Consider the following 15,764-nt stretch of genomic DNA (forward strand, 5'->3'; position numbering starts at 1 on the left):
TTTCAAATCACCAAATCCGAGCTACCCCGTCGCACCTGTCCCGAACGAGCCCCCTTGTCCTGCCGCGTCCGGAACCTCCGAAGGGAGGTCATCCATCCAATTCGACAATCCGCACGCCCTGCGCATCCGCACTGGGCGCAATCCGTCGCCGAAAAACCCGAATCCATTTTTCGCCCCACCGCTCGCGGAACAACAGCGTCGCCAGCCATTCCACCGTATGCAGCACGGGCCTGCGCTCATGCATGGCCATCAGGCTCCGCGTGATGCCCACCTTGCAGGAAGGGCATCCCACGAGGATGGGGCTCTGCGCCGGATAGTCGGCCAAAGCCGCTTCCAGAACGTCCATCTTCCGCTTGCGCAGCGTATTGTACACCAGCGGAGACGCTATGGCCCCCATGCCCGATTCGCCGCAGCACCCCGGCGAGACTTCAATCGCCGCGCCGGTCAGCCGGGCAATGGCGCCAGCCTGCTTCTGCACGCCCTTTACCTTGTGGACGCCGACCCATTCGGGATGGCAGGAGGCATGATACAGAATGTTACCTTTGAACAGATCGGGATTGGCGTCCATCCGGCCCTGCACAAACTGCATCACGTCGAGATGCACGAGTTCCCCGCCCCCTTCACCAAGCAACGTCGACGGCTCAAGGCGTTCGATACCTTCACGGCACGAACCACATGCCGTGACAATGTGCGTCACCCGGAAGCCGCGCTTGGTCGCGCAAGCGATGGTCGACTGCAAAGCCTTTTTGTTCCGCGCCATGTTGGAGGCGAACTGTGCGTCGGCCCCCGAAGACAGCAACGGGTAGCCGCAGCACAAATGCGCTTCGGGCAGGATAACAGCGACGCCCGTCCGCAGCAACAGCCCCAAGGCTGACAAACCGATAGTCCGGGAAAGCAGGCTTCCCCCGCAACCGGGAAAATACAACACCGCTTCTTTAAGCGCCGTATTCTCCTGCACCGGGGCACCGCCCCCGGAGCGGGGCACAAAGATGTTCCCGCGTTCCAGATGCAGCGCCTCATACAGGTTCCTATACCCCGGTTCCGGACCTTTACCTGAAAACAGCGGGTTATACAAACGCTTCTTGATGGCCTGCGGCACAACGCCGATAATCCTGTTCTGCATCCTCTGGCCCAGCGCCGCCGCCTTGACAGCCTGAGGGATACGGTGCGCGGGATTCCGCACCAGCCAATTCAGTACTTTGCTTTTAAGGGGATGCCCGCCCGCGCCTTCTTCATCAAGGAAGGCTCGGAGCTGCAACGCCACATCGGCGGAGGGGATCTTCACGGGACAAACGGACGTACAGCGGCCGCATCCCGTGCAGTGCTCCATCATGGCCCGCAGTTCGGCAAGGATGGACGGATCGGGCCGCCCCTTGTTGATCTGCGAATAGTAGATGGCTTCGATGATCGCCCCGAGCACCATGTTCTTGTTCCGGGGATGGAAATGGTAGGAGCATTCCGGATACATCATCGGGCACACCTGCTTGCATTTGCCGCAACGGGTGCACATCTGTACGGAGGCAAGCAGGCTGATGAGCCGGTCCTTATCCGGCAGGCCGCTCTGACGGATGTCTTCGATCAGGCGGTTGAAGGAGAAGGTGAACGGACGCACGGGAAGCTCACGCTGCGTGAGCTTGGCGGGGTTGAATACGTCGCGCGGGTCCACCCGGTTCTTGAACTCCCGGATGGCGTCCATCTTGTCCTTCCCGAGGAAGGCGATCTTGGTAATGCCGATGCCGTGCTCGCCGGAAACGGCCCCGCCCATTTCCTGCGCCTCGGCCATGACCCGCATGGCGGCTTCTTCCGCGATTTCAAGCATGTGCAGGTCATTGGAGTTGACGGGGATATTGACGTGACAGTTCCCGTCGCCCGCGTGCATGTGGCTCGCCACCACAACGCGGCCGACAAGCATATTGTCGCTGATTTTTTTGATCTTGGGGGCAAGGCGATCGTAACGCTCGGCCATGAGCCGGAGGAATTCCACCGCGCGTTCTTCCATTTCCTCGTCAGAAAGCTCGGAGGAAGGGACGCCGCCCTGCGCCACGCGGGTCACATTGACGAACTCGCGGTTGAGATCCTTGTCCTCCAGTGCCATGCCGGGCAGACGCCCCAGCTCCTGCAACGCCTGACGGTATGCGGTAGCCGAGCATTCCAGATTGAGCTGTTCGAGGAACAGCGCGAAATCCGGGATGCGCTGCATGGGAATGACCACGTCCTCGTTGATCTTGAATCCGGACGTCCGGCGGGCGATGGCGGAAAGACGGTGGCGATCTTCCCAGAAAACTTCGGCTTCCTTCTCATCCTTCGCCACGAGGAGCGCCACGTTGTCGTGCGGGGCCACAATATCCACGATTTCCTGAACACACTTTTCCAGCAGGTACGGCTCGTCGCCGTCCACCTGAATGATGATGACGGAAATGGGAACCCCTTCGTGCTTGTCCGACTTCTTCTGGTACTCGATGGCGCGCACATACTTGGCGTTGAACTCTTCCAGCGCCGACAGACGGGCGTAATCGCCTTCCTCGCGGATGCGGTTGCGCAGATCCACGATCTGGCCAATGACCACGGCTGCCTGATGCATGGAGCGTCCGTAAAATTCCAATACCATGACCCGCGACTGCGCGGGTTTCTTATGCACGATGAAGGTCGCATCGGTGATGATGCCGTCCACGCCTTCCTTCTGCATACCCGGAAGGCCGCCGAGCGCCTTGTTGGTGACGTCCTTGCCGAGGCCCGGCAGACGGATTTCGGAACCGTGCAGCTCCACGACGCTCCGCACGCCGCCGCTGATGTCCTTGACCTCAAACACGGCCACTTCGTCAGGCAGAATCTTGTGGCGGGGATGGTTCTTGCGCTCAATGCTGATGATTTCGCCGGTCGGCGTCACCATGCGCCACGAAAGCAGGTTGTCCAGCGTCGTCCCGTATTCGAAGGCGAACGGGCCACCGGAGTTTTCCGCAACGTTCCCGCCGATGGTCGAAGCGGTCTTTGAAGCAGGATCGACGGTAAAGAGGAACCCTTCCTTCGCCACGGCGTCGATGGCCGCCTGCGTGATCACCCCGGCATCCAGCGTTACGCTCATGTTTTCATGATCCACCGGTGACATCTTTGTGAACCGGGTCGTGCGGACGATGACGGAACGCCGACGCATGGGCACCGAACCGCCGGTCAGCCCGGATGCTCCGCCGCGCGGGATCAGCGCGAACTTCAATTCATTGGCCAGCTTGACCAGTTCGCTGACCTGTTCCGCGTTGGCGGGCTCCACGACCATGAGCGGAAGTTCCATGCGCAAGTCGGTGGCGTCCGTGGCACAGGCCACCAGCGCGCTCGGACGGGTGACAATGGCGTCGGGCGGCAGGAAGGCGCCCAAGCGTTCGACCAGTTCCTTGCGGAAGGCGACTTCGGCCTCATGCCCGCTCCAGAACAGGGTGATGCCTTCGCCTATGGTATTCGCATAATGGTGCGCCAGGGCAAACACTTCCCGATCGAAGCGTTCCTTCACACTCGCCTTGACCGTGGCTGAATCCACGAAGGGGTTGTATGCAACAAGGAACAACTCTTCCGCGATTTCGGTAGCCAGATGCCGCACGGATTCCGGCCAGTCGGCAAAGTCTTCGAGATTGATGCGGAGAATGCGGTTGACAACAAAATCAGGAGCAATGGAAATGTGCGGGCCTTTATGAGGCATGTGAGTTTCCTTATGTCTGGCGGGAAATCCCCATTCGCGGATTGTGGATAAAACAAAGGTGGAGTATAGAGACTCGGCACCGCCTTTGCAAGGCATAAACATTTCAGCCGATTTTGTCCCTCAGAGGTCATTTCTTCTCTTTATGAAAAAAATATCCGCCGACGCCTCCATTTCTGGAAACGCATCCCCCATTACGGTTCCCTTTACCGCATATCTTGCCGCGAAGGGTTTTCTCGAAGATCTTCTTGCCGAACTCGGAGACGAGGTCATTGAAGTCCGGGGGAGGCTCGTGCTCGCCAAGGGCGCGCCCCGCCCCGCAGCCTGGGCTCAAAAACACATGGGAAACGCCCGTTTTCCTGCCCATCGAATCCATCGGAGACGGCGCACGCAAGCTCACCGCCATCCAGCGGAACTGGCATCTGCATTCCGAGGAAAACCATCGCCGGGCCTCCCTCATCCAGGAGAAACTCCCCCACGTCTCCGAAAAGCCGCGCCATTTCGGCGAAGCCGCGCCCACGGCCCCGCTCGGCTCATGGACACTGTGGGAGCCCAACCTCATCCTCGCTTCGGCCCGGTGCTCGTCGCCGTTCCCCGACGGCGTGGTGCAGTTCCATGAAAACAAGATCGATCCGCCAAGCCGGGCCTACCTCAAACTCTGGGAATCCTTCACCCTGCTGCCCAAACGCCCCGGCCCCGGCGATCTGTGCCTTGATCTGGGTTCGGCCCCCGGCGGCTGGACATGGGTGCTCGCCAGCCTCGGCGCGCAGGTTTTCAGCATCGACAAAGCCCCACTCGCCCCGCAGGTGGATCACATGCCCGGCGTGAGCCACTGCATCGGCAGCGGTTTCGCCCTTGATCCCCGCCATGCCGGAGCCGTGGACTGGCTGTTCTCGGACATGATCTGCTACCCTGACAAGCTGTATGAGGTCATCTGCCGCTGGATCGAGCTGGGGAGCTGCCGCAACTTCGTGTGCACCCTCAAATTCCAGGCCGAGACGGACCACGCCACCGCAGCGAAATTCGCGGCCATCCCTGGCTCGAGGCTTATGCACCTGTCCTGCAACAAGCACGAACTCACGTGGGCGAAACTGGAACAGTAGAATGGATGGGCTCTGAAACAGCCTAGAAACGTTGGAAAAGGGGAACTCTGGAGAAACGCGTTCCCCTTCCCAAAATCTACGAGCGCGGAGCCCATCTCTCCCTTCCAAGGACTTTTGGGCTTACCCAATCTCGCCCCACAGCCCTTTCCGGCACAGATTGCCTTGGGAAGAATTCTCCCTTCAGAGTGGAAATGCTCGTCTACGCCCTCACGTACAACCCCTTTCCGAGGCCGCCGATTTCGCAATGCAGCACGCCCTCCATGCCGGGGTGCAGGAGATCCACGCGCTCTCCCCTGTGGTTTTCAAGCTGATACGCGCCGGGGAGAAGTGCCGGACGCCGCATCCCCGGCACGAGAACGGACGCTTCACGATCCGATGACCACGGGGAACGCACCCGCACCCTCCAGCCGTCGCCCTCCGGTTCCGCAAGCCGCGCCACCACGGGCCGGGGGAGCAAACCAGCCGGGGGAGTCTCCACTCTTCTGCGGGGAAGGAAAAAGCCCGTGGACAGAGGGCGTGACGCCGTATGAAACAATTCTTCGAGCAACGCCGCCGTGGAAATCTCCACCTTTCCGCAGTCGGAACCTCCCGCTTCGCGGCGTGCGTGCCGATCCAGCGCCGTACGGTATACGTCCGCAACCTGCGCGACGTACCCGCCGCTTTTGGTGCGACCTTCCAGTTTCAGCGCCCGTACCCCCAAGTCCGCCAAGCACCCCACGTACCGCAGCAGGCACAAGTCCTGCGGTGCCCAAAAACCGCTGAACGCTTCGCCCTCGCGGATCTCCCACAGGGCTTCGCCCGAGCGCTTTTGCTCCTCCACCAGCAAGGACAGGCCGCGGTACTCGAAACGGCACGGCTGCGTACACCGCCCTTGATTGGCGGGGCGGTTGTTCACCCACGCCGACAGCAGGCAATGCCCGGACAGGGCCAAGCACATGGCTCCGTGCACGAATACTTCGAAGTCCACACCGGGAAACGCTTCCGCCAGTGCTCGGATCTGTTTGAAGCCCAGCTCCCGGGCCAGATTGATCCGCTCCACCCCGGCCTCACGCCAGAACGCCACAGCAGCGCCGTTTACGGAATGGGCTTGTGTGGACAAATGCAGCGGCACTGACGGGCAATGTTTCTTCGCCAGCCAGATCACGCCGGGATCAGCGGCAATGAGGCCGTCCACGCCCATCTCGGGCAAACGCTCCAACGCAGCTTCCACGGCGGACAATTGCGCGTCATACGGCATGGCGTTGAGGCAATAATACACCCGCACTCCGGCGGTATGCGCGTCAGCTACGGCAAGCCCCAGCTCCTCACCCGAGAAGCCCTCGCAGGCTGTCCGCAGGCTCAGTTCCGGCCCTCCCATGTATACGGCATCAGCCCCATAGAGGATGGCGGCTTCCAACTGCTCCCGGCCTCCGGCGGGGACCAGAAGCTCCGGCAAACGCTCTCTTCCTTTCATTCCGCACCTTCCGAAACGGAAGCCGTTGCCGACGAATCTGCCTTTTCCTCCGACTGCGCCGTTTTCCACTGGCTGAGGATCACGCCCCCGAACACCAGCGCGGAAGCGGCCCATTGCCCTGCGGTCAACCGCTCGTCGAGGAAAACCATCCCCATGAACAACGTCAACACGGGCACAAGATTGAGAAAGGCCCCGGTGCGCGAGGCAGGCACGGAACGGACGGCGAAATTGTACAGCAAGAAGGAGAGCATGGTCACGCCGACGCCCAGATACAGTATGGCCAAGGTGGGCAACAAGGGGAAACTGTCCGGAAGTTTGACTGCGGGAAGCGGCAGCAGGCACAGGAAAAAAAGAAGGCCGATCAGCGACTGCATGGTCGTGATCAAGACCGGCGAACACCGGGAAGAAAGCTGCTTGGCGCACACTACATAAAGAGCGCCGCACAGCATGGCCAATACTTCAAGGAAATTGCCGAAAATCGGGTTCGGCGCGCTTTCCGTGGCTTCGGATCCAGCGCTCAGCCAGACGACCCCGACGACGGCCAGCACAAACCCGATCCAGACGCGCCGGTGCGGGCGTTCGCCGAGCAGCAGCCACGCCGCGACCACGACCGCCAGAGGCAAGGCCGCGACGACCATCCCGGCCTGAGACGCGGTCGTGTAGATCATGGCGTACCCCTCAAACACGAAATAGAAGCAGGGCTCGCACAGCGCCAGCAGCACAATGTACTTCCACTCCCGGCGCGTCACCCGCCTGTCCAGCAGCATAGGGGCCTCGGCACGCCGCCAGACGGTCACCCGCAAAAGCATCAGCGCCACCAGGGAGCTCAACATGCGGCCAAAGACCATGACCATCGGATCAAACGCCGATACCGCGATCTTGAGCGCTATAAAAGAACTGCTCCAAAGGAGCACGGCACCGAAGAGCGCCAGCCCTGCCTGTACGGACAACGAAACGTGATTTTGGATAAAGCGCATCATGGGACACAGCTCTACCGTGGGAACGCCGAAATGACCAGCCCCCTTAAACCGAAAAGCTGACATTCCGAACGGAAACACCGGGAGCCAACGCATGGAACCCCCGTTTTAATACATCTAACCCATTTAATTTATAATGGTATTCATAAATCCGGTGTGCTTGGCTCTGTTCATACATTCCACCCGCAAAGGAGCAAGCCATGAATTACTGGATCAGCGTTCTCTTCAGGATCATCCCTCTGGCCATGGGCGCCATCTGCCTTGGCTATGGCTGGTACATCTGGGATATGGGCAGCGACGCCAACACGTACGTCGCCGGGCATGTCGTGCTCTTCCTGAGCATTATCTGCGTGGCGCTGTTTACAACGGCAGCGACCATCATCCGCCAGCTCATCCATACCTACAGCGCGGCCTTCAAAGTCGCCCTGCCCCTTATCGGGTATGTGGCCGCGGCCATCGGCATCATCGGAGGCTTGATCTTCGTCCGTTCCGGCACAGGGGCCGAACATTTCGTCGCCGGGCATGTCGTCTTCGGCCTTGGGCTGATCACATGCTGCGTGTCCACCGTAGCCTTATCCTCCACCAAGTTCATTCTCATCCCGAGCAACTCCAAGGCCGGGCCCGGACACCACCCCGACCAAGCGTTCAGCGGCGGCATGGTCGCCCTTTTGTTCGCCATCCCCATCATCTGCGCACTGATCGGTATCGTCTGGGGAATCGATATCGTCAGATCCGACGAAGCGCCGAACGTTGTGGCCGGACACGTTTTGGCGGGCATAGGGCTGGTCTGCGCAAGCCTCGTCGCCCTCGTCGCCAGCGTCGTGCGCCAGATCCAAAATACCTACTCTGAAGCGGATCGCCGCTTCTGGCCGTGGCTGGTCATCATCATGGGCACCATCGACATCCTTTGGGGTCTTTACCTGCTGATTTTCCAGTACAGCCCGGTCACCATCGCCCCCGGATTCGTCCTTATCGGCCTCGGCATCGTCTGCTACAGCATCCTGAGCAAGGTCCTCTTGTTGGCGCTGGTGTGGCGGCATCCCTATCCCCTCGCCAAGCGCATCCCCCTCATCCCGGTGCTGACGGCTCTGACCTGCCTGTTCATCGCGGCCTTCCTCTTCGAGGCGGCGACGATCAACCCCGCCTACATGGTCCCGGCCCGGGTCATGGTCGGCCTTGGCGGGATCTGCTTCACCCTGTTCTCCATCGTTTCCATTCTGGAAAGCGGCACTTCCAGCTAAGCCCTCGGTAGCCTTTTGGGGCGAAATGACCTACAGTCTCCATTGTCCGATCCTGCCCGCACCCGCGGGCAGGGGCGACTGTCCCGGTCGGGCGGCACACGCGCCGCCTCTTCGGCATTCATTCCAGAGGGAGAGTCCTATGCAGCTTGACGAACATTTTCAGCGACGCTTGAATGAAGCCCGGATGTTTTTTGCGGAAGGCAAGGCTCTTGCCGCGGAAAAAATCTACCGGGATCTGCTGAAACCCGATCTGCCCGCAGGAGGCCGGGTTCTGGTTTTGGACGGCCTCGGGCGTTGTCTGCACATTCAAGGACGGCTGGAAGAGGCCGAAACGTTCTTCCGCGAATCACTGAGCTTTCTTGAGGAACTGTTCGGGCCGAACCACATCCATGTGGCGGGCGGGCTGCAAAACCTTGCCCGGCTCCGTTCTGAGCGGGGAGAATGTGAAGAGGCCGCAACGCTCGGCGAACGGGCGCTCGGCATTCTTAAGCAAAGCCTGCCCGCCGACGATCTGCGCATCGCCGACGCACTGCTGAACCTTTCCTCCCATCAGTACACCGCCAAAAAATATGACGCCGCCGAAGCAAACCTGAAAATGGCGTTGCATCTGTGGGAAGCCAAGGAAGGCCGCCGCTGTTTCGGCGTTTCCACCTGCCTGAACAATCTCGGCCGCATTTGTGAGGAGCGGGGAGAAACCCGTCAGGGAGTCCTGTACCATCAGGAAGCCGTATCCATCCGTAAAGAAATCCTCGGCATCCATCCGGAAACGGCCTTCTCGCTCGGCAACTACGGCGCGGCGCTGGCCGGGGATGCGCAGTGGGAGAAAGCCGCCAATACGCTTGAGGAAGCGCTCACCTGCTATGACAGCCTCGGGCTTTCCGACAGCCCGGAGGCCGTTACCTGCCGCAACAACCTGAACCTGTGCCGCAACGCAGCGAAACAATCCGCAGCGCAATGATGATAAAAGGGGCCGTTGGGCCCCTTCCTTTCATGCGATCCGCTGGGAAAGCTATTCCAGCATAACGGACATCCTCTGCAGTTCCGGCGTTTCGATGCGTGCCTGAACGGACGGCCCATGATCCACCAGCCAATCGCCGTCGGCATCGGACAAACCGTCCAAGCGCAGCCGCCCAGCCACATCACGGCACAACGATTCCACAATATCCCCGGCTACCGCCTCGACACTGGGGCCAAGACGCCAATCCAGCCCGGCCAACGCGGTTACGCACGCAGCCGTTTCCTTGCCAAGGATCGGCAACTGTTCAACGCCGCGGTGCGCCCATTTATAAAACGGCATGTACCGCTTATTCAAAAGAAACGTCATTGAAATGGCCTGTTCCGAAAAACGCGCGGCGGCAAGCATGGCCGTTGCCGTCTCCCCCCGCTTCAACGACCGGAGCAAGTTGTACTGACCGGCCTGCGCCATGCCCATGCACCGGGCGGCAATCTTTTTGAGGCGGACATCTTCTGGATAGAAGCCCAACAGCGCTTCACGGAAAGCCGTGAAAGCCCCAAGCCGATCACTGAACACAGCTCCATTCGTGCTTACCGCGAGGAACTGCTCGGGCACGAGCCGCCACTGTTTCCACGTCTGAGGAGGCTGCGGCATCCCGATGAACCGGGCATAGAAGCCTTCAATGGGCAACGGCCCAACCCGGCCCATACGCTTGGCGGACGCCATGCGGGCAGGGAACCCCTCATAGGTATCGGGCAAGCGGGCAAGCAAGGCTTCCACGGCGTCCTGCCATTCCGCCCATTCGCCTTCAGGCAACCATAGACAAAATCCCGGCCCCCAATCATGGTCTTGGGAGATTTCATCATCAAAACCAAAGCATTCGGAGCCTTCTCCGACAAGGCCGACAGCGGCGCGTTCCAAAAACGCGGGCAGTTCCCGCCGGAACAGCGGCAACGCGCACTTTTCCCAATAGGCCCTCGAAAGTTCCAATCCTTTCATATCATTTCCTTTTCATTGCAAGACGCTCAATGTTCGTTCCGTGCCCCCATCGGGTACGCGGCGGCATAGCGCTTGTAAAGCCACCATCCCAGAGCACAGGAGGCGCCAAACAATAACGCACTGAGCCCGATCCTCCATCCTTCATCTACGCGCATCCCGCTTCCGATCATGGCAAACAGCAGATTTTGAGGGATATACCCAAGGCACGACCCCAGAAAAAAAGGCCATGCCGGTATGCGGCTGACCCCGGCAAGCAGACTGAACACCAAGTTATTCCCGGACGGAAACAGACGGGTCAGGATAGCAAGAATGAAGGGGCGCTGGACCGCATAACGATTGAATGCGGCCGCCTTGTCCCCGTACCTCCGTTCAACGAAGGAACGCCCGCAGTACCGGGCCATACCGAATGCCAGCACACAGCCAAGCGTCACCCCGAGCGTTGCGAACACGGCTCCGAACAACGGGCCGAATGCATACCCCCCGGCGAAACTCAGCAGCTGGCGGGGAACGGCGAGGCAAATCAGCACCGCCACCGAGCAGACATAGAGAAAGCCCCCCATGTAGCCGCTCGGCATATAGACATCTATCCAGCGCGTGACGGTTTCAGCCTGAGGCGCCAGCCAGCTCAAGGCCAACCCCGCTCCGATCAGCAGGACGGCCAGCGCAATGACGCCGCGCCATGCCCGGAAAAACCGCAGCACGCTTTGGTCGAAGCAGGCAAAGGATCGTATGGCACGCACCTGTTTAGTTGACCGCAACGCGGACCGTGTCGCCGGGGCGCAGGGCCGTATTCCGGCTCATGTTGTTCAGCGAAAGCAATTCAATCGGAGAGACGTTGAACTTGCGGGCAATAGCCCAGAGGGTATCACCATTTTGCACCGTATACTGGACGATCTTATTCGTGGCCTTAGCCTCGGCCACGGGGCGGGAAACGGGAACGCTGGAACCAGAGGCAGCCACAGGGCGAACCGAAGAGGCTACGGGAGCCGTTTTAGCGGACTGAGACGCCACCGCCGCTCCCTTGCCGGGAATCCGCAACTGCTGGCCAAGGCTAATATTATGATTTTTCATGCCGTTTGCGGCGAGGATCGCTTCCTGCGTCACGCCGTACCGCTTTGCAATGGAGTACATGGTATCACCCTGCTTCACTTCGTGCGATGCGGCGGAAGCGGTTGATACGACTTTCTCACGCACCGGCGCGGAAGCGGAAACCGTGCGCGAAGGGGCCACTTGACGCCCGGCGGACGCAACGGACGTCCCCTTTGCCGACGGAACTTCCCGCACGGATGCCAACGCGCGAGGATCGACGCCCGTCCGGTTGGTTCCGGGGATCTTCAACACGCGGCCAGCACGCAATGGTTCGCTGACCTGATTGATGCGCCGGAGTTCCGCCACCGGAACGCCGGTCTTCCGGGATATGCTCGCCATCGTGTCGCCACGCGAAATCTTATAATCCCGCAGCCCGGCATAGCTCTTGCCGCTGTTTGCCGGAGGCAGCTTGAAAAGCAGGGCCTGCGCCTTGCCAGCCATCGCGCGGGGCACATAAATCTTGGTGGAGCGCGAGGGGTGGCTCACATAGCGCTGATACGCCGGGTTGTGCGCCGAAAACTCCTCCCAGCTCATGCCGATGCTCTTGGAGAACAGCATGAGGTCCGTCCCCGGTTTGGCCCTGACTTCCGCAATCTGCGACGAACTTGCGAACGTCGCGCAGGAAAACCCTAATTTATCCAGATTGCGCACTATCTTGCAGACAGCCAAAAACTTGGGGAGGTACTGCTTGTTCTCATCGGACAGGCGATCCCGGACACTGTAAATCTGCTCGTTCCTGCGGCGCAACTCAAAGAACGTCTTGGCGCCGGTAGCGGCGAGCCCGCGCTGGATCTTTCCTTCCCCCGCGTTGTAGGCTGTAACCGCCAGATGCCAGTCGTTGAACATCTTATAAAGCTTGTCGAGATAATCCGCCGCCGCCCGCGTGGACTGGTACGGATCGCGGCGCTCATCCATCCACCAGTCCTGTTCCATGCCGTAATGCTTGCCCGTGCTCGAAATAAATTGCCACATGCCCGCGGCCCCGCTGCTCGAAGTCGCCATCGGGTTGTATCCGCTCTCGATAAACGCGACATACGCCAGTTCGCGCGGCAATCCCCTTGAACGCAGCGTCTCGTAAATAAACGGCATATACAGCTGCGCGCGCTCGAGGTTCTTCTCGACGGTATAACGATCCTTATGCACCAGATATTTGAAATGGAGCAGAACGTCCCCAAGCTCTTCCTGCGACAGATTCCTGTCGATTTCCCCTTCGGACAGGAACGCTTCCTGTTCGGCTTTCGTCAGCGGCCTGCCGTCGTCGGAAGGCAAATAAACCGTTCCCGTTTTCTGTCCCGAAGAGGAAGGCACCGAAGGGTATCCTTTGGAGGGTTCCTGCAATACAAAGGGGCCTTTGCTCGTGATATTTTTGGAGCTGCAGCCGGTCAGCGCAACGAGGACGCACAACAGCAGCACCCCCAAAACGCCGGAAGGGCGAAAAACCACACAGGACGACAAAACGCCGTCCAAGCGCATTCCGATTGCCCTGCGGAGAAACATAGACGCGGGAAGGACAACACGATACACTCTACTCACCTCGTGATGTTACCCCGGGCCATTCCGGGGGCATAAATCCATATCCAGTCTACTCGACGAGGCCGTGCTTGGCAATCCTCCGAGACGTGACAACCGTTAAGGATCTCATGATTACAGAGAAAAATACCTCCCCACGCAAGGCGTTCCGTTCCGCCCCGAAGACCGCCGAACAGGACGCATCTCTTGAAAATGCTTCCTGTTCCGATTCCAAAGAAGAACAAGCCGTCCTCTCCGGCGTCAAGCCGGTTTTGGAACTTCTGGAACGGGAACCGGAACGCATCGACGCCGTTCTTGTCCGCAAGGGCAAACGTTCGCAAGATACGGATCGCATCCTCGACCTGTGCCGTACCGCCAAAGTCCGTTTTACGCTTGCTGATGCCCAGAGCCTCGATCGGCTTTGCCCCGCCGGGCATCAAGGCGTCGTCGCCCGGCTTTTCGAGGCCGGTTTCACCGAGTTCGCCGATCTGCTCACGGACGCTACGGACGCGCCCCTGCCGCTCATCCTTGTGCTTGATCAGGTGCAGGACCCCGGCAACGCCGGAACCCTCGCCCGTACGTTGTACGCGATGGGCGGGGCCGGGCTGGTCATCCCCCGTCACAACGGCACCTTTCTGGGGGCCGGTGCGCGCCGCGCCGCAGCCGGAGCGCTGGAACGCCTTCCGGTCGCCAAGGTCATGAACATCTCCCGGGCGCTGGATGAGGCGCGGGACGCGGGATTCCTCATCTACGGGGCCGCGTTCGGCGAAGGCAGCCTCGACGCCTTCACCACCCGCCTGCATACCCCCGCCCTGCTCGTCCTCGGCAATGAAGAACACGGCATACGCCCGCAGGTTGCCAAACGCTGCCACCATCTCCTGCACATCCCCATGCTGCGGACATTCGATTCGCTCAATGTGGCGCAGGCGGGCGGCATCCTGACAAGCTGCTTCGCCCGCCAGCATCTCGAAAAAAATCCGTCCGGAGAATAGCCATGACATCGGAATACAGCATCCCGGTCCGCGAAATCCCCATCGCCACGCTCGGCCAAGCCAAAATCCCCTCTCCGCTTCCTTACGGGAACATGATCAATACCGGAAAGGTGATGCTGAGCCTGAGCCACGAATACGATGAGGACATCGATACCCACCAGACCCTGCTTTTTGAAGAAGCGGGGCCGCGTCAGGAGCTGTATTTCGATCCCGGCAAAACCAAATGCGCCATCGTCACCTGCGGCGGGCTTTGCCCCGGCCTCAACGACGTGATCCGGGCCATTGTCCTTGAAGCCTACCACGCCTACAACACCCCTTCCGTTCTGGGCATCCGTTACGGGCTCGAAGGTTTCATCCCCTCCTACAGCCACAACGTGATGGAGCTGACGCCGGCCAGCGTCGAACATATTTACCAGTTCGGCGGAACGCTCCTCGGCTCCTCCAGAGGGCCGCAGGCGCCTTCCGAAATCGTCGACGCGCTCGAACGGCTCAACGTGAGCGTCCTCTTCGTCATCGGCGGCGACGGCTCCATGAAGGCCGCCTCCGCCATCGCCAAGGAAGTGCGCCAGCGCAACATCCGCATTTCCATCATCGGCATCCCCAAGACCATCGACAACGACATCAATTTCGTGCCGCAGTCCTTTGGTTTCGACACCGCCGTGGACAAGGCCACCGAAGCCATCGGCTGCGCGCATGTGGAAGCCGTGGGCACGCCCAACGGCATCGGCATCGTCAAGCTCATGGGCCGCGAGTCCGGATTCATCGCGGCGCAGTCCGCTCTCGCCCTGCGTGAGGCCAATTTCGTGCTCATCCCCGAAGCGCCGTTCCAGTTGCACGGCGACGGCGGCTTGCTCCCCGCGCTGGAACGGCGCCTCAAACTGCGCGGGCACGCCGTCATCATCGCGGCTGAAGGCGCGGGCCAGCATCTCCTCCAGCAGAACGAGGCCCGCGACGCCTCCGGGAATCCCGTGCTGTCCGACGTGGGGAGCCTGCTGAGGACGTCCATCGTCGACTATTTCCACGGGAAAATGCCCATCAGCATCAAATACATCGACCCAAGCTACATCATCCGTTCCGTCCCGGCTAACGCCAACGACCGGGTCTATTGCGGTTTTCTCGGTCAGCACGCCGTCCATGCCGCCATGGCGGGCAGGACCGAAATGGTCGTTGCCAAGATTATGGACCGCTACGTCCATATCCCGCTGGACCTCGTCACCAAAAAACGCCGCAAGCTCGACATCCGTTCGGGGCTGTGGCGTGCCGTGCTCGAATCGACGGGACAGGGCGAATTGACCGGTATGTTGCCCGAAGGCGAAAAAGCGTAATATTCCGTGTCCTCCATGTCCTCACACGATCCACAGCTCAGGCAGATCCGCGCTTCGGCGGGTTCGGGCAAGACCTATGAACTGACCACCAGCTTCCTGAAGCACCTTTCGGGTGCCGCGGAAGCTGGCGGCGGTTCGTTTTCCGGGTGCAGCGCCGTCCATTCCGGGCCGCACGGCTGGCCGGAAATCCTTGCCGTCACCTTCACGAACCGCGCCGCCGCCGAAATGCAGGAACGGATCATCGGGCGCCTTAAGGATACCGCCCTCGGTACGGGCAAGCCCGCCCCCGGATGGACACGCGAGCAGGCCCGGAGATGGGTGGGGATCATCCTCCGCCGCTATGGGGCTCTCAACGTCCGCACCATCGACAGCCTCCTGCATCTTATCGTCAGGCTGACCGCGCTGGAGCTGGATCTGCCTCCCGACTTCGAGCCCG

At 60.6% G+C, this 15,764-nt stretch carries 11 protein-coding genes and 1 pseudogene; 6 read left to right on the forward strand and 6 right to left on the reverse strand.

The window, feature by feature from the left end:
- Nucleotides 1–88: 88 nt before the first annotated feature.
- Entirely contained in the window at nucleotides 89–3,688 is a 3,600-nt protein-coding gene (locus HMPREF0178_RS02480) for an FAD-binding and (Fe-S)-binding domain-containing protein (RefSeq protein ID WP_009378741.1), read from the reverse strand.
- A gap of 142 nt (nucleotides 3,689–3,830) precedes the next feature.
- Between HMPREF0178_RS02480 and HMPREF0178_RS02485 the strand changes: the two are divergent.
- Nucleotides 3,831–4,788 (forward strand): annotated as a pseudogene (locus HMPREF0178_RS02485) (SAM-dependent methyltransferase).
- A gap of 199 nt (nucleotides 4,789–4,987) precedes the next feature.
- Here the strand turns inward: HMPREF0178_RS02485 and HMPREF0178_RS02490 are convergent.
- A complete protein-coding gene (locus tag HMPREF0178_RS02490; protein ID WP_009378745.1) occupies nucleotides 4,988–6,241 on the reverse strand; it encodes a peptidase U32 family protein in 1,254 nt (417 codons plus the stop codon).
- Complete coding sequence (locus HMPREF0178_RS02495) at nucleotides 6,238–7,221, reverse strand: DMT family transporter (protein ID WP_009378747.1); 984 nt, start codon at nucleotides 7,219–7,221, stop codon at nucleotides 6,238–6,240. Before HMPREF0178_RS02495 ends, HMPREF0178_RS02490 begins: the two co-directional genes overlap by 4 nt.
- A 197-nt stretch (nucleotides 7,222–7,418) precedes the next feature.
- Here HMPREF0178_RS02495 and HMPREF0178_RS02500 point away from each other — a divergent pair, with 197 nt between their 5' ends.
- Both HMPREF0178_RS02500 and HMPREF0178_RS02505 read left to right on the forward strand, forming a co-directional pair.
- Nucleotides 7,419–8,459 carry a DUF2776 family protein gene (locus HMPREF0178_RS02500; RefSeq protein WP_009378749.1) on the forward strand — a complete coding sequence of 347 codons (1,041 nt, stop codon included), beginning with the start codon at nucleotides 7,419–7,421 and terminating at the stop codon, nucleotides 8,457–8,459.
- A 139-nt stretch (nucleotides 8,460–8,598) separates the two neighbouring features.
- Complete coding sequence (locus tag HMPREF0178_RS02505) at nucleotides 8,599–9,417, forward strand: tetratricopeptide repeat protein (protein ID WP_009378751.1); 819 nt, start codon at nucleotides 8,599–8,601, stop codon at nucleotides 9,415–9,417.
- 51 nt (nucleotides 9,418–9,468) lie between these two features.
- Here HMPREF0178_RS02505 and HMPREF0178_RS02510 read toward each other — a convergent pair whose 3' ends face one another.
- From HMPREF0178_RS02510 to HMPREF0178_RS02520, 3 genes are read right to left on the reverse strand one after another with little or no spacing between them, the layout of a single operon-like run.
- Nucleotides 9,469–10,413, reverse strand: coding sequence for a DUF4037 domain-containing protein (locus HMPREF0178_RS02510; protein WP_009378753.1), 945 nt, complete (start codon nucleotides 10,411–10,413; stop codon nucleotides 9,469–9,471).
- A 26-nt stretch (nucleotides 10,414–10,439) separates the two neighbouring features.
- A complete protein-coding gene (locus tag HMPREF0178_RS02515) occupies nucleotides 10,440–11,114 on the reverse strand; it encodes a TVP38/TMEM64 family protein (protein WP_009378755.1) in 675 nt (224 codons plus the stop codon).
- 43 nt (nucleotides 11,115–11,157) lie between these two features.
- The gene (locus HMPREF0178_RS02520; RefSeq protein ID WP_232281168.1) at nucleotides 11,158–12,810 is read right to left on the reverse strand and encodes a LysM peptidoglycan-binding domain-containing protein; all 1,653 of its coding nucleotides are present in this window, start codon (nucleotides 12,808–12,810) and stop codon (nucleotides 11,158–11,160) included.
- Nucleotides 12,811–13,103: 293 nt separating this feature from the next.
- Here HMPREF0178_RS02520 and HMPREF0178_RS02525 point away from each other — a divergent pair, with 293 nt between their 5' ends.
- The 3 genes from HMPREF0178_RS02525 to HMPREF0178_RS21890 all read left to right on the forward strand — a co-directional run.
- Nucleotides 13,104–14,003, forward strand: a complete 900-nt coding sequence (locus HMPREF0178_RS02525) for an RNA methyltransferase (protein WP_009378759.1) — start codon at nucleotides 13,104–13,106, stop codon at nucleotides 14,001–14,003.
- Nucleotides 14,004–14,005: 2 nt separating this feature from the next.
- Nucleotides 14,006–15,328: an ATP-dependent 6-phosphofructokinase gene (locus tag HMPREF0178_RS02530; protein ID WP_009378761.1), complete on the forward strand. Its 1,323-nt coding sequence runs from the start codon at nucleotides 14,006–14,008 to the stop codon at nucleotides 15,326–15,328.
- Between the two features lie 15 nt (nucleotides 15,329–15,343).
- On the forward strand, nucleotides 15,344–15,764 hold a 421-nt coding region (locus HMPREF0178_RS21890; protein ID WP_009378763.1), incomplete at its 3' end, for a UvrD-helicase domain-containing protein.

Origin of the sequence: Bilophila sp. 4_1_30, from assembly GCF_000224655.1 — a bacterium.
GTDB classification, from domain to species: Bacteria; Desulfobacterota; Desulfovibrionia; order Desulfovibrionales; family Desulfovibrionaceae; genus Bilophila; species Bilophila wadsworthia.